The sequence below is a fragment of the Nonomuraea sp. NPDC050536 genome (genome assembly GCF_044457685.1).
GTDB lineage: Bacteria > Actinomycetota > Actinomycetes > Streptosporangiales > Streptosporangiaceae > Nonomuraea.
Genome location: NZ_JBITHD010000001.1, coordinates 1,362,707 through 1,379,813, shown reverse-complemented (window position 1 = coordinate 1,379,813; position 17,107 = coordinate 1,362,707). Strand labels below are relative to the sequence as shown.

The following is a 17,107-nucleotide window of genomic DNA, read 5'->3' as shown; positions in this document are numbered from 1 at the left end:
ATCTACCGGCAAAGCGGACACGAAGGAACGGTCGCCAACCGGTCAAGCCCCCCGCATGGCGCCCCGGCCCTCCGGTCAGACGGCTTCAATCGCCTGACCTGCCGGTCGGGCGGGCGCGGACGTGCATGCGTTCGCCCTGGCTGCCGAACAGCGTCAGGAGCTCGACCGGCTGCGGGTCGGCGCTGGTGAAGGCGTGCGGGACGCGGGTGTCGAACTCGGCCGCCTCGCCGGGCGTGAGCACGACCTCCTTGTCGGCCAGCAGCAGGCGCAGCCGGCCTGACATCACGTAGAGCCACTCGTAGCCCTCGTGCACGCGCAGCTCGCCGACGGACTCCTGCGGGATGATCATCTTGTACGCCTGGATGCCGCCGAGCCGCCGGGCCAGCGGGATCACCGTCCTGCCGTGGTGCCGCACGGGGCGCAGGTGCACCCGCGGGTCCCCGGTCTCCGGCGCGTCGACCAGCTCGTCGAGCGGCACGCCGTACGCCCTGGCCAGGGGCAGCAGCAGTTCCAGCGTCGGCTTGCGCAGGCCCGACTCCAGCCGCGACAGGGTGCTGACGGAGATGCCGGTCGTCTCGCTCAGCTCGTTCAGCGTGGTTCCGGCGGCCATGCGCAGCGCCCGCAGCCGCGGCCCGACCGCCGTCAGCACCTGCTCGAAGTCGTCGCCCACCTTGCCAATCTAGCAAACTACATTGCCATGAGCTTCCTCCACGCGGCCTCAGGACGTGGTGAAGCGGTGCAGGCGTTCGCCGATCTTGTAGTAGAGGTTGCCGAAGGAGTCCGTGGCCAGGCCGTCCATGCCGGCGGCCGTCAGCAGCACGGTCATCGCCTTGGTCGCCTTGTCGATCTTGAAGAGCTGGTCGCCGATCGAGCCGTAGACACTGGCGGGGTCCTGCTTGATCGTCACCAGGTTCGCGTCGCGCCAGGCGCGCGCCGTGTCCTGCGTGTAGTCGACGGTGAACAGCTTCTTCACCGTGGGCCACGTGTCCGAGGCCGGGTCGTACACGAACAGCCAGCCCTCGGCGAAGCCCCAGATCTTGCCGTCCACCTCGGCGACGGCCGTGATGGCCTGGCGGTTGGTGATGGCGGCGGGCAGCGGGTGCGGCGTCACCGCGTCCTTGACGGGGTCGTAGTCGAACAGCGCGGCCGAGGCGCCGGGCTCCAGGACCGGGGTGACGCCGAGCGCGCCCCGGGTCGAGGTGCCGCCGTAGACCTTGCCGCCGGCGTAGGCGAGCGAGACCACGGCCTGGTCGCGCACCACGCACAGGGTCCTGCCGCCTGCGCCGGGGTTCCAGATGTTGAGCGCGCCGCTGCGCTTGCCGTACTTGGGGACCGTACCCAGGTAGATCGTGCCGTCGGGCGAGCCCGCCAGGGCGTAGGGGCGGTCCTGCGGGGGCGGGTCGTCGCCGTTGGCGCAGTCGTCGGCCTTGTCGCCGGCGTGGCCGCCCTCATAGAGCTTCGTGGGTGGCCACGGGCCGGCCGGGTCGTACTCGTAGAGCCTGGCCGAGGGGTAGGTGCCGAAGTAGAGCTTGCCGTTGATGGTCTTCAGGCTGTCGGTCTGGGTGAGGCCGGCGAGGGTGGGCGTGTCAGGCGCGGTGTCGTCGGCGTCGCCGCGCAGCGGGTCGTAGACGCCGGTGCCGCCGGTCAGGTAGCCGCCGGTGTAGATCCTGCCGTCGGGTCCCGCGCCCAGCGCGTTGATCGCCGCGGGCAGCACCGGGGTGTTCGGCACGAGGTGGGTGGTCGCCTGGCCGGTCGCGGGCGCGTACTTGAAGATCTTGGTGCCGTCCTGGGAGGCGCCGAGGCCGACGAGCGTGTCGCCGACCCAGCCGTAGGCGGTGACGTCGAGGCCGGGCTGGACGGTGGTCTGCTGCCAGGTCTTGGCGGCCAGGTCGTAGGAGCACAGGTAGCCGTCCCTGACGAACCACACCTTGCCGTCGCGGGCGTCGGAGATGTGCAGGTCGACGTCGGTGATCGTGGCGTCGACGGCGGACCGGTAGGTGCCGTCGGCGTTCTTGATCACGTCGAGCACGAGCAGCGTACGGTCGACCCAGGCGAACAGCCGCCCGCCGGTCCAGGTGACGCCGCCGACCATGGAGTTGACCGCGTACGCCGGGGGCAGCAGGTCGGAGCGGTCGCCGGTCACGTTGTCGAACCTGATGAGCGCGGCGTTGGTGCCGACGCCCAGGTAGCTGGCATTGGCGACGGGGTCGTGCGCGATGCTGCGCACGTACTCCACGGTCCCCCACACCGGGGCCGCGATCGAGCTGATCTTCCCGTTGTCGTACTTGAAGTACTGGCCGCCGTTGTAGCTGCCGCCGTAGATCTTGCCGTTGGCGCCCGGCGCGAGGCCGAAGATGACGGAGTAGCCGCCCTCGGCCCTGCCCAGATCGGTCACCGCCGACTGGCCGGGGACGTAGCTGTAGAGCTTGGAGTTGGGATAGGTGCCCAGGTAGACGGTGCCGTCGGTGGCCGTGGTCGCGGCCCAGCCGCCCACGGTGGGCGAGCTCGCCGTGTCGGGGATCGTGATCTTCTTCGTCACCGTCTCGGTGGCCACGTCGATGGCGGCCAGCTGCGGGTTGGTCTCGGCGGTGCCGGTGTACAGGCCGTACACCTGGCCGCCGGCGAACGTGGTGGCGTTCGGCACCGAGCTCTGCAGCTGTACGCCGAGGTCCGTGTCGGCCTTGGAGATCAGGATGTCGTCCCAGTAGGCCGTGCCCTGGTTGGCGACGCCGGAGTAGACGAGCGCCGACACCGCCGTCGTCCCGGTAGGCGCGGTCCCGGCGGCCTGGACGTCCGCCCATCCGCCGGTGGGTCCCGCGACGTGGGTGCTGCCGCTGCCCAGCAACTGCCCGGACGAGCCGCGGAAGCGGACGTAGAGGTCGGCGCTCCCCGTGTCCACCCAGACCTTGGCGAAGACCACGTAGCGGGTGTTCGCGGTGGCGGCCAGGCCCGGCGTGCTCTCCAGGCCGTAGGCCTTGGCGTCGGCATCGGCGATCCGCGCGCTGGTCCGGCCCTGCCAGGTGACGGCCGCAGCGCCCCCCGGGCTGTGCGAGTCGGCCCAGCCGGTGAGACCCTGGCCGAACCCGCCGTTCACGATCTTCAGGTCCGCGGCCTGTGCCGGGATCGCCGGTACGGCGAGCAGCGCGAGGACCAGGGCGAGGGCTAACGGAATCCGCATGGGCACCTCCATTGATTTTGGCCCCGACCGTAACTTGGCAAGGCTCCTTCGTCAATGAATAAGGTGATATTTCGGACCCGGCCGATATCGACCTCGCGAGCAGTCGAGACCCAGGCCGGCCGTCGTTTCGGGTAACGGTTGAAGAACGAACGGTGGCCGGTGACCGACCGGTGTACCACGATGGGACCGTGACAGGGATATCCCTCAAACGCCGCCCCCGCGCACACAAGGGGCCCTATGCGGCTCGGGCCGTGACGGAGCTGCGTTCCTGGCCCGCGCTCGCGGCACACGACAGGCGCGGGGGCGTCACCTTCTCCGTCGACGGCACCGAGATCCTGCGCCTGGCCGGCGACGACCGCGCCCAGCTCAGGCTCACCATCCCGGCCATCGACCGGCTCCAGCCGCAGCTGGAGGCCTCCGGCCAGGTCAGCGCCTGCGCCGACAAGGCGTGGGTGGCGATGAAGATCGAGGCCGAGCCCGACCTCGATCTCCTGTTGAGCCTGACCAGCGTCGCCATCAAGGCCAACACCACCTGACCTACACGATCCGAGCCGGTCACGACGGGTGCCCGGGGCGGAGGCGGGAGCGGGCGTCCCGCGTCCAGGAGCCCAGGACCATGAGCGTCTTGGTGCCCGTGACGTTGCCCGTCCTGCGCAGGTGGTCGATGACCTGCTGCAGGTGATCCAGGTCCCGCACCCTGACCCGGATCAGCGCGTCAGGATCGCCGGCGATGGTGAAGACCGCCTGCACCTCCGGCACCTCGGTGGCCGTCCTGACGATCTCGCTGACGGGCGTCGTGCCCGCGTACCGCAGCTCGGTGAAGGCCTCGATCCCCCAGCCGAGCTTGGCATAGTCGATCTCCACGGTGAAGCCGGTGATCACGCCGAGCTCCTTGAGCCGGTCAACGCGCCGCTTGACCGCCGCCACCGACAGCCCGATCTCCCCGGCCATCTCGGAGAACGTCCTGCGCCCGTCGTGGCGCAGCAGCGACAGGATCCGGTGGTCGAGATCATCGATGTCGGGCATGGGAGAACTCCTCGTGTCGGCGAACCAGACATTAGCGAAATGCCCCGTTGCCGCAAAGTGTTTGCGTCTTTGTCGTGATTTCTCATCACATACTTGCGTCGAGGCCAGTCAGCTTGTTCTCCTGAGATCCCCCCAACCAGGAGGTCCCCGGTGAGCGTGTCGCTCGATGACAGGTATACGGCCGTCGACGGCCGGGTGCTGATCTCCGGCATCCAGGCCCTGGTCCGGCTCACGCTGGAACAGCGCCGCCTGGACCAGGAGCGCGGACTGAACACCCGCGTGTTCGTCTCCGGCTACCCGGGCTCCCCGCTGGCCGGCGTCGACCTCGAGATGCGCCGCGCAGCCCGGTACCTCGACGAGGCGGGCGTGGTGCTCAAGCCGGGGCTCAACGAGGAGCTGGCCGCCACCGCCGTCGCGGGCACCCAGCTGCTCGGCAGGCTTCCCGGCCGCCGCCACGACGGCGTGACCGGCTTCTGGTACGGCAAGAACCCCGGTCTCGACCGGGCCGCCGACGCCATCCGCCACGGCAACATGGCCGGCACCGCCGCGCTCGGCGGCGCGGTGGCCTGGATCGGCGACGACCCGGGCAGCAAGTCCTCGACCGTGCCGAGCGCCAGCGAGCAAATGTGCCAGAGCATGTACATGCCGCTGCTCGCGCCCTCCTCGGTCGCCGAGATCATCGAGTACGGCCTGCACAGCGTGGCCCTGTCGCGCCGCAGCGGCCTCTGGGTGGGCCTGAAGATCGTGGCCGACATCGCCGACGCCTCGGCCACCGTCGACCTGGCCGCCCTGCGCGAGTCCATCCCCGCTCCCGACCACGCCGGACGCGAGCCCTCGGCCGCGCTGGTCGGTCCCGCGTCGCTGGACGCCGAGCACGACCTGCTCACCAAGCGGCTGGAGCTGGCCCGCGCCTACGCCCACGAGCACGGCCTCAACCGCGTCACGTTCGACCCGCGCCACGCGAGCCTGGGCATCGTGGCCTCCGGCCTGTCCTATGCCGTGCTCCGGCGGGCGCTGTCCGATCTCGGCCTGGACGAGCCCGCTCTGGAGGAGCTCGGGATCCGGCTGATCAAGCTCGGCATGCCGTACCCGCTCAACTACGAGGCCATCGCGGCGATGACCGGCGACCTGAAGCGGGTGCTGGTCGTCGAGGACAAGGTGCCGTTCCTGGAGGGGCAGCTCAAGCAGGCCCTGTACGGCAGGCCGGACGTGCCCGACGTGATCGGCAGGGAGCTGCTGACCGCCCGGGGCACGCTGGGAGCCGACGACGTGGCCAAGGCGCTGGCCGCGCTACTGCCGATCGAGGCCAAGCCGGCGCGCAGGCGCGTCTCGCTGCCGCTGGTGGCGGCCCGCACGCCGTACTTCTGCTCGGGCTGCCCGCACAACCTCTCCACCCGCACCGACGACAGCACGCTGGTCGGCGTGGGCATCGGCTGCCACGCCATGATCGCGCTGGACGGGGCGGGGCGCGGCAACCAGATCGGCATCACGCAGATGGGCGGCGAGGGCGCGCAGTGGATCGGGCTGGCGCCGTTCACCGAGGACCGGCACTTCGTGCAGAACCTGGGCGACGGCACCTTCCACCACTCCGGCTCGCTGGCCATCAGGGCCGCCGTGGCCGCCGGGGTGACGATGACCTACAAGCTGCTCTACAACGACGCCGTCGCCATGACCGGCGGCCAGCCCGCCGAGGGCCGGCTCGACGTGGCCGCGGTCACCCGGTCGCTGGCCCTGGAGGGCGTGCGGCGAATCATCGTCACCACGCCCGAGCCTGGGGATTATCGTGGCGTCCGGCTGGCGGAGATCGCCACGGTACGGCACCGCGACGACCTGGCCGAGGCCGAGCGTGAGCTGGCCGCCATCGACGGCGTGACCGTGCTCGTGCACGACGACCGGTGCGCCGCCGAGGAGCGCCGCCTGCGCAAGCGCGGCAAGCTGCCCACCCCGACCGCGAAGGTCGTGGTGAACGAGCGGGTCTGCGAGGGTTGCGGCGACTGCGGCACCGCCTCGACCTGCCTGTCCGTGCAGCCGGTCGAGACCGAGTTCGGTCGCAAGACCCGCATCCACCAGCCTTCCTGCAACTCCGACCTGAGCTGCCTGAAGGGCGACTGCCCCTCCTTCCTGCTGGTCGAGCCCGGCGTACGGCGGGCCAGGGCGGTGCCGGAGCTGCCCGTGACCCTGGTCGAGCCGGTCAGGCCGGACGAGGCGCTGATCCGGATGCCCGGCATCGGCGGCACCGGCGTCGTCACCGTCTCGCAGATCCTGCAGATGGCGGCCCACCTCGACGGGCTGCACGCCGCCGGGCTGGAGCAGACGGGGCTGGCGCAGAAGGGCGGGCCGGTCGTCAGCGACGTGCGCATCTCCAAGGACCCGATCACCGCCTCGGTGCGCGCCACGAACGGGACCACCGACGCGCTGATCGGCTTCGACCTGCTCGGCGCGGCCGCCGAGGCCAACCTGGCCGTCGCCTCGCCCTCGCGCACGGTCGCGGTGGTGAGCACCGGGCTGGTGCCGACCGCCGCCATGGTCACCGGCCGCGCCCAGACCGGCTCCCCCACGGGCGCGCTGGACCGGATCGCGTCGGCGACCCGCGGCCAGCTCTTCGTGGACGCGCACGCCCTGTCGGAGGCGCTGTTCGACGACCACATGCCGGCGAACATGCTGCTGGTGGGCGCGGCCTACCAGTTCGGGTGCATACCTGTCTCCGCCGAGGCGATCGAGCGGGCCGTCCAGCTCAACGGCGCCTCGGTCGAGCGGAACCTGGCCGCCTTCCGGTGGGGGCGTGCCACGGTGGTGGACCTCGACGCCGTACTGCGGGCCGCGGGGTTGACCTCTGAAGTGAGCGTGTCCTTCGAGGACGTGATCGCGACGAGGACGGCCGATCTGGCCGGCTACCAGAACCCTTCCTACGCCCAGCGCTATGCCTCGGACGTGCGACGGGTCGCGGAGATCGCGATCGGTAAGGCCGGCCAGGAGGACGGGACGCGGATCGCGCTGGCCTACGCCAACGGGCTGCACAAGCTGATGGCCTACAAGGACGAGTACGAGGTGGCGCGGCTGCACCTCGACCCGGCCGAGCAGGCGCGACGCGAGCGGGACTTCGGGCCGGACGCGGTCGTGTCAGTGCTGCTGCACCCGCCGGTGCTGCGGGCGCTCGGGATGAAGCGCAAGATCCGGCTGCGGCGCTCGGCCGGCGTGCTGTTCCGCGGGCTGCGGGCCGCTCGCGGGCTGCGCGGGACGTCCCTGGACGTCTTCGGGTACGCCAAGGTGCGGCGGGTCGAGCGGGCCCTGATCCCTGAGTACCGGGCGCTGGTGGCCGGCGCGCTGGCCAGGCTGGAGCCGTCGACGGCCGACACGGTGGCCTCGATCGCAGAGCTGCCCGAGGTCGTCCGCGGGTACGAGGACATCAAGCTGGCCCGGGTCGAGGAGTTCCGCACCCGCGCGGCGGCGCTGCAGGAGTCGCTGCACATTTGAGTACTCCGTACTCAGGCCGCGCCGGGCGGCTGATCGCATAGTGGGTCGCATGAAGCGACTGGGCAAGACCATGCTCGCCTGCCTGCTCTGTGCCGCGATGTTCGGCTGCGGCAGCCCACTCGATCAGTCCTCCGGCAAGCGGGGCGGCGCGCACGGGGCGCCGCTCGGCAAGGGCGACGGGCACGGGTACGGCGCGCCGATCATGATCCCTGCCAAGCAGACCGACCAGGGGCAGCCCCTGGACGACATCAGGGAGACCATCGAGAGCGGCATCCGGGACCAGTGCCCCGGGCACAAACTCTGCGTCAAGCTGCGCGTCCAGGCGGAGGACATTCCCCCCTTCACCCGGTGCACGTTCGTCTCGACCCGTCCCCCGCAGGAGACGACGGTCAAGCGCGGCTCGACCGTCGTCATCGTCACAGGCTCCGAACCCTGCGCACCCCCCTCTCCCGACGACGCCCAACCCCAGCCCGACTCCACCCCCGCCCCAGACTCCACCCCCCAGCCGGAGTCCACTCCGTGACCAAAACGCGCCCCGCCCCCGAAGCCCGCCCTGAGGCTCCGGCACCCACCGGGGCCGAGACTCTGCCGCCCGCCGGGGTTCCATCACATGCCGAGGCTCATCTCAGAGCCGACGTTCAGCCGGTTGCCGGAGCCCAGCCTGAGGCTCCGGGGCCTGAGGCTCCGTCAGATGCCGAGGCTCATCTCACAGGTGAGGTCCAGTCGGTTGCCGGAGCCCGGCCCGCGACCGCCGGCCGTACTGTCGCTGAGGCCCAGCCCGGGCTCTCGGCGGGGTTGCCCCAGGTCGCCAAGGTGGTCGGTGCGGTCGCGGCGCCCACCACGCTGCTGACCGCGGTCCTGTTCTACTTCGGCTGGTCCCACGCGTACTGGTTCTACGACTACTTCGGCGTGGACTCGGCCCTGCTGGGCCTGAGCACCCAGGACTACCTGCAGCTCAGCGTGGACGGCCTGTTCGTCCCGCTGACCGTGGCGGCCTGCGCCGGGCTGGCCGTCCTGTGGATCCGAGCCCTGCTGCGGGATCGCCGGATTCCCGCCTCCCGCCTGCTCGTCCCGGCGATGACCGGCTGCGGCCTGCTGCTCACCGCCAACGGCGTGTCCCGCATCTTCACCGAGACCTTCCTCAACCGAGGGCTGGCGGTCGCGCCGCTCACCCTGGCCGCAGGAGTGCTGCTCCTGGTGTACGCCGCCCACCTGAAGGTCGCCAACGCCCGCCCGCAGTGGGTCTCCATCCTGGAATGGACGGTCGTGTTCGTCCTCGTCGGCCTGAGCCTGTTCTGGGCGGCCAACGACTACTCGGCCGCGGTCGGCCGATCCCGCGCCCAGCAGTTCGTAGCCGAACTCCCCACCTACCCCAACGTCACGATCTACAGCGCCCGCAGCCTCAGCCTGAACATCCCCGGCGTCCGCCAATCCCACTGCCAGGACCCGGACGCCGCCTTCCGCTACCGCTACGACGGCCTCAAACTCGTCCTCCGCTCGGCCAACCAGTACCTCTTCCTCCCCCAAGGCTGGTCCCGCGAGACAGGCGTCGCCATCCTCCTCCCCAGATCCGACTCCCTCCGCCTGGAATTCACCCCCGCCCCAGCCTCCCCCCACCCCTCACCCTGCTAGGTTGATTGTGGTTTTGGTACCAGTCGAGGATTTGGTCGCCGGTCCAGAAGGCGACGTCTTCGTGGGTGCGGATGTGCTGGAGGGCCTGTTCGAAGTACTTCAGGCGGTGCGGGGCGCCCATGATGTACGGGTGCACGACCAGGGCCATGACGCGGGCCGAGTCGGCCGAGTCGCGGTAGAGCTGGTCGAACTGGTCGGCCGCCCGCTGGAAGTACTCGCGGGCCGGGTGGTGCTGGATCAGCATCATCGCCACGTCGTTGCACTCCTGGGTGTAAGGAATGCTGACGATGGGCGAGGTCCTGGTGGCCAGCTCGACGGGCTGGTCGTCGAGCACCCAGTCGCAGACGTACTCGTAGCCCTCCTCGACCAGGATGTCGGGCGTCTCCCAAGTTTCCGTCAGCCCGGGGCCGAGCCAGCCTCGGGGTCTGGCGCCGGTGGCGGTCTCGATCGCCTCGGTCGTGGCCTTGATGTCGGCCCGCTCGTCGTCGACCTTCTGCATGTTCTTCTGGGTGAAGCCGTGACCGATGAACTCCCAGCCTCTGTCCTTGGCGGCCTGCGCGATCTGCGGGTAGTGCGTGATGGCCTGGCCGTTGATCGCCAGTGTGGCCGTCACGCCCTGCCGGTCGAGCGCCTGGAGCATGCGCCAGAAGCCGACGCGGTTGCCGTACTCGTGCCAGGCCCAGTTGGGCACGTCAGGGGCGGGGATGCCGCCCGCGGGCGGCGTGAGGACGGTGCGCGGCATCGGGTCGGTGTCGGACCAGGTTTCCACGTTGACGATGACCCACACCACCATGCGCTGCCCCTCGGGCAGGCGGAGCGGGGCACGGCCCGCGATGGGGTCGTAGTCAAGCCGTTCGCTGGGACGCAAGGTCTTCTCCTTCGACGATGGTCACGGTCAGGGTGGGCAGGCCGGTGATCTCGACCTGGATGAGGTCGCCCGGGTTCACGGCCGCGACGCCCGCGGGGGTGCCGGTGTAGATGAGGTCGCCGGGCATGAGCCGGTAGGAATGCGACAGGTGGCTGATGATCTCCTCGACGTTCCAGATCATCAGGCCCAGGTCGGTGTGCTGGCGCAGCTCCCCGTTGACGCTGAGCCGCAGCTCGCCGGACGGAGGTGCCTGGCCGGGCAGGATCGGTCCGCAGGGGGCCGAGTGGTCGAAGGACTTGCCCTCCTCCCACGGATGCGCCCGCTCGCGGCACTCGCGCTGCCGGTCGCGCCGGGTCAGGTCGATGCCCGTGGCGTAGCCGTACACGTGCTCTGTCGCCTGCTCGGGGCTGACGGCGGAGGCGGGCGCGCCGATGGCGACGACCAGCTCGCCCTCGAAGTGGAGGTCGCCGGTCAGCGGCGGGTAGGGCACGCCGGACCCGTCGGGGACCACGGCGTCGGCCGGTTTCTGGAAGAAGAACGGGTCGTCGCGCTCGTCGCCCTCGCGCATCTCCCTGATGTGGTCGAGGTAGTTGCGCCCGACGCAGTACACGCGCCGGACAGGAAAGGCCTCGGTCGTGCCGCTCACGGGGAGCGCGACCTGGGTGGGTTGCCAGAGCATCAGTGGTCCTCGGAGGTGACGGTCTTGCTGAACAGGTGGGGGCGCAGGGCCAGGGCGAGGGCGGCGCCGAGGAGGGAGAAGGCGGCGATCTGGATCAGGCCTGCCGTCACCCAGCCGCCCAAGGAGGTCAGGGTGCTGAAGAGCAGGCCGGCCACGCCCGCGGCGACGTAGACGCAGGTGACGAAGAGCCCGGCCGCGCGGCTGACGATCTCGCCGGAGGCGGACTTGACGAGATAGCTCGCCGCGCCGACGTACAGGCCGCTGCTGGCGAACAGCCCGAACAGGAACGAGAACGTGCCCTGCCAGGCGGTTGTGCCTGGCCCGAGGAACAGCGCGCAGGCGCACGCCGCCACGCCCACGTTCAGCGCGGGTAGCACGATCCTGGGGCTGAACCGGTCGGCCAGGTAGCCGCCGAGCGGCGAGGCGAAGGCCGCCAGCCCGGACAACCCGATGACGAAGCCGGCTCCGCCCGGCGTGTAGCCCAGCTGGCCGCGCAGGTAGCTGGCGTACATGCCGATGTAGGCGAAGTCGGCCAGGCCGAACAGCGCGGTGATGGCCGCCAGCACCATCGGGTTGCGCGACAGCAGCCGCGTCGCGCCGCCCACGTGCCGGGTCGCGGTCTCCGCCGGGTCGATCTCGGTCAGCCCCGGGGAAACCAGTGCCAGGATGGCCAGCGCCAGCGCGACGCCGATGGCGCCGAAGGCGAGCATCGGGGCGCGCCAGGTGCCGTAGGACTCCAGGAAGCCGCTGCCCAGCGAGGGGCCGATGATCGAGCCGGCGGCGAAGGCCATGTTGACGCTGCCGATCGCCACGCCGCGGCGCGCGGGGAAGGCGCTCGACGCCACCGCGATGATCATGGCGAGCTGCAGCGCCTCCCCCACGCCCGACAGCACCCGCCAGGCCAGCATGTCGGCGAACCCGATCGACACCGTGGTCAGCGCCGTCGCCAGCGAGAACAGCAGGGTGCCCGCGACGATCGTGCGCTTGCGCCCGAGCGTCCGCTGCAGGTATCCGGCGGGCAGCCCGGCCAGGCCCATGCCGATGGCGAACACGGTGGACTGCAACCCGGCCGCCTGGAGGCTGAAGCCGTATTCGGCACGGACCTCGACGAGCAGGATGGGGAAGACCATGCGGTCCATGGCGTTGACGGCGTAGGCCAGCAACAGCAGGCCGAACATGGCGACAGCGAGCTTGGGCGCGACGATGCGCCGTGTCGGGGGTGAGAAGGGAACGGGGGTGGTGGTCATGGCAGACTCCCTTCGCCTGCGTCGGTCGGCGACTGGGGCCAGTCGCCGGCGGCCGCGGCCCTGGCGAGGAGGGCGTCGCGGCGGATCGTGGCCATGCGGACGGGGTCCTGCTCGTCGTCGGCGAGAAGGAGCCTGCCGTACCGCTTGAGGATGCGGCCGTCGGCGATGACGGTGTCGATGTTGTCGATCTGGCCCGTGTAGACCAGCGCCTCGACCGGGTCGCCGGTGGGGACCAGGTTGACGTCGGCGCCGCGGATGACGACGACGTCCGCGCGCTTGCCCGGGCTGATCGACCCGGTCCGGTCGTCGAGCCCGAGATCCCTGGCCCCGTCGAGCGTGGCCAGCTGGAGGAGCCGACGCGGCGTGACCGTGCCGGAACCGGTGCGGGCGGCCTCCACCGAGATGATCGCGCGCAGGTGGCCGAGGATGTCGGCGCTGGTCGGCATGGCCAGCGTGTCCAGCGACAGCGACACCCGCACGCCCGCCTCGAGGAGCTCGGTGACCAGCGGGAAGCCCATGGTCCGCATCTCGGTCATCGGGCTCAGCGACACGCGGGTGTGGGTGCGCGCCAGCGCCTCGATGTCGCGCCCGCTGGCGTGCACGGCATGGATGACCTGCACGTCCTCGCCCAGCAGGCCGAGCTCTTCCAGCCGGGTCAGCCCGCACTCGCGGCAGCCCTGCTCGCGCAGGCACCGGTCGCAGTGCATGGTGATCGGCAGGCCCAGCTCGCGCGCCGCCGCCCACTCCCGCTCGTACACCTCGGGAGGTGTCCTGTACGGCCCGCGGAGCGCGACCCCGAAGTCCAGCCGCCCGTCGAGCCGGTCGGCGGGCCAGCGCTCGCGGAGCCTGGCCAGGTCGTCCAGGTCGTTCGTGCTGGTGGCGGGCGCCGAGTCGGGCGGGCCGTAGGAGAAGCGCCCGCGCAGCCCGGAGTCCAGGTGGGCGCGGATGTTGGCGTCGGCGTCCTGCGGGCTGCGGACGTTGTGGTCGAAGTTGTGCACCGTGGTGATGCCGCCGCTGACCGCCTCCGCCAGCCCGAACCGGGCGGCCCAGTAGAAGTCGTCCAGCTCGAAGTGCGGCGCCAGCGCCCGCTTGACCGTGAAGTAGTCGGCCCCGGGCCGATCGCCCACCGTGCCGCGCAGCAGCGAGTTCCACAGATGCCAGTGCGTGTCGACGAACCCGGGCAACGTCACCGTCCCGGCCGCGTCGACGACCTCGACGCCTTCGGCCTCGAGCGCGCCGTACGGCCCGCCGCCCGGCTCGTGCTCGCCGTACCGCGTGACGCCCGAGGTCGGGCCGTGCGGGGAGACGGCGGCGATCAGGCCGTCGCGGATGAGGACGTCGGCGCTCGGGAGGTCGCCGATCGCGGGATCCATGGAGATCAGGTGGGTCCCGGCGAGAAGGAGGTCGGATCGTGGGCGCATCGTCACCCCTGGTGGTGCGGACTTCGGATGGGTTCCAGTATGCATTGCATGCAATGCATGTCAAGGGCGGCTTGCATGCAGCGTATACTCGACGCATGCCCGATTCGCAGCCAGGCAGTGCCCACGCGGTCTACACCGCCCTGCGCCACCGATTCTCCGACGGCGACTACGCGCCCGGCCAACGGCTGACCGAGGCGGCGCTGGCCGCCGACCTCGGGGTGAGCCGCACGCCTGTGCGCGAGGCGATCGGCAGGCTGCTGGCCGAGGGGCTGGTCATCCAGGCCGCCCGCGGGGTCGCCGTCGCGGCGCTGAGCCCCGTCGAGGCCGCGCACCTGTTCGTGCTGCGCGCCGAGCTCGAGTCGCTGGCCGCGGGCCTCGCGGCCGAGCGCCAGGCCGCGGGGCAGCTGGCCCCCGCGGCGGTGGACGCCCTCGACGGCGCGGTCGACAAGGTCGAGGAGGCGGTGCGCACGCGCGACGCCCGCGCCTCCGCCCGGGCCAACCTCACCCTCCACCGCGCCATCGCCGCCGCCGCGGGCAACCCCTTCGTGGAGGACACGCTCCACCGCGTGTGGGACCGCATCGCCGTGACCACCGTCGCCAACCTGGACGACCCGCACTGGGCGGGCGCGATCACCGACCAGCACCGCGCGATCGTGTCCGCCATCCGCCGCGGCGACGCCCAGGCCGCCAGATCCGCCGCCAAGTCCCACATCGAGGCCGCCGCCCGCGCCTACAAACCCGCCACCTAGCCGGCCACCGTGCCGGGACCAGCGGCCGAGCGTCGATCAGTACGCCGGGCCGGGCCGTCCGGCGCTTCCACTACGCGACACAGCGACCCGCACAGCAGGACAGGATGCGAGTACGGCTTGGTGGCGATCACCGTCTTGTCACAGCGCCCGCCGCCCTGGGCGATGAACTTCGGGCCATCGACCAGCGAAGAGGTGGACAGGGCCCATTAGCTGGGCATCAACTTCGTCGACTCCGCCAACGTGTACGGCAGGCAGCCCGGCCCGGGCGCCACGGAGGGAGATCGTCGGGCGGGGTTTCCTGGCGCCGGGTCGGCGGCAGGGTGCACGACGAAGGTCGGCGCCCTGCACGGCGAGCAGGATGATCACCGGGCACGGCGCACATTGGCCGCAGGAGGTGTCATGGGGTGGGGTCGGCGGCTTGCGCAGGCCAGTTGCGGAGGGCGACGTCGAGGGTGTCCAGGATCCGGCCCCAGGACTCGTCCGCGCCGCGCGGATGATGGCGGAACCCGCCCGTCCGCTCCAGGCTCACGAACCCGTGGAAGGCGCTGCCCAGCAGCCGCACCGCATCGGTCTGGTCCGGCTCCGCCAGCGAATAGCCGCGCAGGATCGCCCGCATCATCTCCGAGTGCCTGCGGGCCGCGCTCGCCTTCGCGGTCTCCGGATCGAGCTCGATCTGCGCCGCCGCGTACCTACCCGGATGCTCCCTGGCGTAGTCGCGGTAGGCGTCGGCGAAGGCGACCAGCGCGTCCTTGCCCGCGCGTCCCGCCAGCGCCGCCGCGGCCCGGTCGGCGAGCTCGGCCAGCGCCAGCACCGCCACCCGTACCCGCAGCGCGTGCGCGTTCCTGATGTGCGAGTACAGGCTGGCGTCCTTCACGCCGAACCGGCGGGCGACCTCCGAGACCGTGACGTTCTCCAACCCCACCTCGTCCGCCAGCTCGGCCGCCGCCTCGGCCAGCCGCTCGACGGTCACTCCAGCGCGCGCCACCGGCCTCCTCCATTCCTAGGACTCCTAGGAATATACATAATGGTTTGCTGTCCAGACACATGAAACATAGGTTGATGGCTATGAGACCCATCGCCGAGCCCGAGATCCGCGCCTCCTTCGTGAACTGCACCAAGGGCGAGGCCAAACGCCTGGCCGTACCCAGGGACCTGGCCACCCGGCCGTGGGACGACCTGGACTTCCTCGGCTGGCAGGACCCCGCCTCCCCCGGCCGCGCCTATTTGGTCGCCGAACACGGTGACCGGCTGGTCGGGGTCGCGCTCCGGCGCACCCCGCCGCGGACCGGACTCGCACGGCGCAGCATGTGCTCCCTCTGCCTGACCACGCACACCGGCGACGGGGTGTCGCTGCTGACGGCCCGCCGCGCCGCCGGCAACGCCGACTCCGTGGGCGCCTACATCTGCACCGACCTGGCCTGCTCGCTCTACCTGCGCGGCAAGAAGGACGCCGGGCCCGGCGGGCGGATGCACGAGTCGCTCACGCTCGAGGAGAAGATCGACAGGACCACGGCCAACGTGTCCGAGTTCCTCCAGAAGGTCAGAGCGGGTGTATCGCCATCTTGATGTCGTGCTCCGCCCAGAGGACGAAGCGCTCGACCGGTACGACCGGGTGGTCCTCAACCGGGGTGAAGGCGAAGCGCCTGAGCAGCACGGCGAGCACGAGCTGCGCCTCGAGCGTGGCCAGCGAAGCCCCCTCGCAGCTGCGCGGCCCGAAGCCGAAGGGCAGGTAGGCCAGCCGCGGACGCCCCGCCACCCGGGCGGGATCGAAGCGTGAGGGGTCGAAGCGCGCAGGGTCCGGCCAGATGCGCGGGTTCATGTGGATCGCCCAGATAGGCACGAAGATCGTGGTCCCCGCGGGGATCTCGTGACCGGCGAGCTCGAGCGGCTCGGTGGTCTCCCTGGCGCCGTAGGGGCCCGGCGGGTAGCGGCGCATCGACTCCTTGAGCGCCATGTCCAGTTCCCGCAACGAGGCCAGATCGGCGTATGCCGGCACCTCGGGCACTCCAGCCAGCTCCGCGCGGATGCGCGCGACCGCCTCCGGGTGCGACGCGAGCAGGTACAGCGTCCAGGAGATGGCCACCCCGGTCGTGTGATGGGCGGCCAGCATCATCGACAGCACGCTGTCGCGCACCCGCGCGGGCGGCTCCCCCGCCTCGGCGAGCAGGGTGATCAGGTCGGGCCTGTCAGACGGACGCCGCTCGGCCAGCACCGTGTCGACCGCGCCGCGTAGGAACGCCAGGCCCTCCTCGGCCCTGCCCTCCTGGTACGGCAGGCCGTACAGCTTGCCGAGGTATTCGGACAGGACCTCCTCGAAGGCGTGGACGACGCGCTCGGCGAGGTCGCCGGAGTCCATGTCCATGCCCAGCGCGTACTGGCAGATCATGCGCAGGGACAGCTGGCTGAGCTCCTTCTGCAGCGCGACCGGCCCAGGGGCGGCGGCCGCCCAGCGGTCGGCCAGATCGGTGGCCAGGCGCGCGAACGCGTCGTAGTGCGCCTCGTGCGAGCGCCGGCCGGCCAGCGCCGACAGCACCACCCTGCGCCACGGCGTGTGCTCCTCGGCGGGCATGACCTGCAGGTTGCCCGTCTCGAAGAGCGGGGCGAGGAACTCGAACAGCTTCTCAGGCCGCTTGTTCACCCGCGCGACCCGCTCGAGCAGGACCGGGTCGGCGACCGACACCAGGCGGGAGCCCGGTAACCGGAACTCGGCCACGTCGCCGTGGTCACGATGCAGGTCGAGCTGGAAGGTGTGCAGGCCGCCCGCGGCGGCTATGTCGTCGAGGTTGTCGCCCGAGGCGGACGGCGGTGGGCCAGGGACAGTCATGAAGATCAC

General features: G+C 71.2%; 15 protein-coding genes. 6 read left to right on the top strand and 9 right to left on the bottom strand.

Features of this window, described 5'->3' with window-relative positions:
* Nucleotides 1-85: 85 nt before the first annotated feature.
* Both ACIBHX_RS06680 and ACIBHX_RS06675 read right to left on the bottom strand, forming a co-directional pair.
* A complete protein-coding gene (locus ACIBHX_RS06680) occupies nucleotides 86-670 on the bottom strand; it encodes a helix-turn-helix domain-containing protein (protein ID WP_397064883.1) in 585 nt (194 codons plus the stop codon).
* Nucleotides 671-718: 48 nt separating this feature from the next.
* Complete coding sequence (locus ACIBHX_RS06675; RefSeq protein ID WP_397064881.1) at nucleotides 719-3,178, bottom strand: hypothetical protein; 2,460 nt, start codon at nucleotides 3,176-3,178, stop codon at nucleotides 719-721.
* A 251-nt stretch (nucleotides 3,179-3,429) separates the two neighbouring features.
* Here ACIBHX_RS06675 and ACIBHX_RS06670 point away from each other — a divergent pair, with 251 nt between their 5' ends.
* Nucleotides 3,430-3,714: a luciferase family protein gene (locus ACIBHX_RS06670; RefSeq protein ID WP_397064880.1), complete on the top strand. Its 285-nt coding sequence runs from the start codon at nucleotides 3,430-3,432 to the stop codon at nucleotides 3,712-3,714.
* Nucleotides 3,715-3,733: 19 nt separating this feature from the next.
* Here ACIBHX_RS06670 and ACIBHX_RS06665 read toward each other — a convergent pair whose 3' ends face one another.
* The gene (locus tag ACIBHX_RS06665) at nucleotides 3,734-4,204 is read right to left on the bottom strand and encodes an Lrp/AsnC family transcriptional regulator (RefSeq protein ID WP_397064878.1); all 471 of its coding nucleotides are present in this window, start codon (nucleotides 4,202-4,204) and stop codon (nucleotides 3,734-3,736) included.
* Between the two features lie 150 nt (nucleotides 4,205-4,354).
* On the opposite strand from ACIBHX_RS06665, the gene ACIBHX_RS06660 reads away from it, so the two are divergent.
* The 3 genes from ACIBHX_RS06660 (at nucleotide 4,355) to ACIBHX_RS06650 (ending at nucleotide 9,310) form a co-directional block, all read left to right on the top strand.
* On the top strand, nucleotides 4,355-7,678 hold the full coding sequence (locus ACIBHX_RS06660; protein ID WP_397064876.1) for an indolepyruvate ferredoxin oxidoreductase family protein: 3,324 nt from the start codon (nucleotides 4,355-4,357) through the stop codon (nucleotides 7,676-7,678).
* Nucleotides 7,679-7,727: 49 nt separating this feature from the next.
* Complete coding sequence (locus tag ACIBHX_RS06655) at nucleotides 7,728-8,201, top strand: hypothetical protein (RefSeq protein ID WP_397064874.1); 474 nt, start codon at nucleotides 7,728-7,730, stop codon at nucleotides 8,199-8,201.
* A gap of 290 nt (nucleotides 8,202-8,491) precedes the next feature.
* Nucleotides 8,492-9,310, top strand: a complete 819-nt coding sequence (locus ACIBHX_RS06650; RefSeq protein WP_397064872.1) for a hypothetical protein — start codon at nucleotides 8,492-8,494, stop codon at nucleotides 9,308-9,310.
* Here ACIBHX_RS06650 and ACIBHX_RS06645 read toward each other — a convergent pair.
* The 4 genes from ACIBHX_RS06645 to ACIBHX_RS06630 are packed head-to-tail and all read right to left on the bottom strand — an operon-like array spanning nucleotide 9,270 to nucleotide 13,525.
* A complete protein-coding gene (locus ACIBHX_RS06645; RefSeq protein WP_397064870.1) occupies nucleotides 9,270-10,178 on the bottom strand; it encodes a polysaccharide deacetylase family protein in 909 nt (302 codons plus the stop codon). The genes ACIBHX_RS06650 and ACIBHX_RS06645 overlap by 41 nt on opposite strands.
* On the bottom strand, nucleotides 10,156-10,857 hold the full coding sequence (locus ACIBHX_RS06640) for a fumarylacetoacetate hydrolase family protein (protein WP_397064868.1): 702 nt from the start codon (nucleotides 10,855-10,857) through the stop codon (nucleotides 10,156-10,158). Before ACIBHX_RS06640 ends, ACIBHX_RS06645 begins: the two co-directional genes overlap by 23 nt.
* Nucleotides 10,857-12,104: an MFS transporter gene (locus ACIBHX_RS06635; protein ID WP_397064866.1), complete on the bottom strand. Its 1,248-nt coding sequence runs from the start codon at nucleotides 12,102-12,104 to the stop codon at nucleotides 10,857-10,859. Before ACIBHX_RS06635 ends, ACIBHX_RS06640 begins: the two co-directional genes overlap by 1 nt.
* The gene (locus tag ACIBHX_RS06630) at nucleotides 12,101-13,525 is read right to left on the bottom strand and encodes an amidohydrolase family protein (protein WP_397064864.1); all 1,425 of its coding nucleotides are present in this window, start codon (nucleotides 13,523-13,525) and stop codon (nucleotides 12,101-12,103) included. The genes ACIBHX_RS06635 and ACIBHX_RS06630 overlap by 4 nt, the downstream gene beginning before the upstream one ends.
* Before the next feature lie 95 nt (nucleotides 13,526-13,620).
* On the opposite strand from ACIBHX_RS06630, the gene ACIBHX_RS06625 reads away from it, so the two are divergent.
* Nucleotides 13,621-14,274, top strand: coding sequence for a GntR family transcriptional regulator (locus ACIBHX_RS06625; RefSeq protein ID WP_397064862.1), 654 nt, complete (start codon nucleotides 13,621-13,623; stop codon nucleotides 14,272-14,274).
* Nucleotides 14,275-14,671: 397 nt separating this feature from the next.
* Here ACIBHX_RS06625 and ACIBHX_RS06620 read toward each other — a convergent pair whose 3' ends face one another.
* Nucleotides 14,672-15,259, bottom strand: a complete 588-nt coding sequence (locus ACIBHX_RS06620; RefSeq protein WP_397064860.1) for a TetR-like C-terminal domain-containing protein — start codon at nucleotides 15,257-15,259, stop codon at nucleotides 14,672-14,674.
* Between the two features lie 80 nt (nucleotides 15,260-15,339).
* Between ACIBHX_RS06620 and ACIBHX_RS06615 the strand changes: the two genes are divergently transcribed.
* Complete coding sequence (locus tag ACIBHX_RS06615; RefSeq protein ID WP_397064858.1) at nucleotides 15,340-15,840, top strand: FBP domain-containing protein; 501 nt, start codon at nucleotides 15,340-15,342, stop codon at nucleotides 15,838-15,840.
* Here the strand turns inward: ACIBHX_RS06615 and ACIBHX_RS06610 are convergent.
* Entirely contained in the window at nucleotides 15,815-17,098 is a 1,284-nt protein-coding gene (locus ACIBHX_RS06610; protein ID WP_397064856.1) for a cytochrome P450, read from the bottom strand. The two genes, ACIBHX_RS06615 and ACIBHX_RS06610, sit on opposite strands and share 26 nt — an antisense overlap.
* Nucleotides 17,099-17,107: the final 9 nt, after the last annotated feature.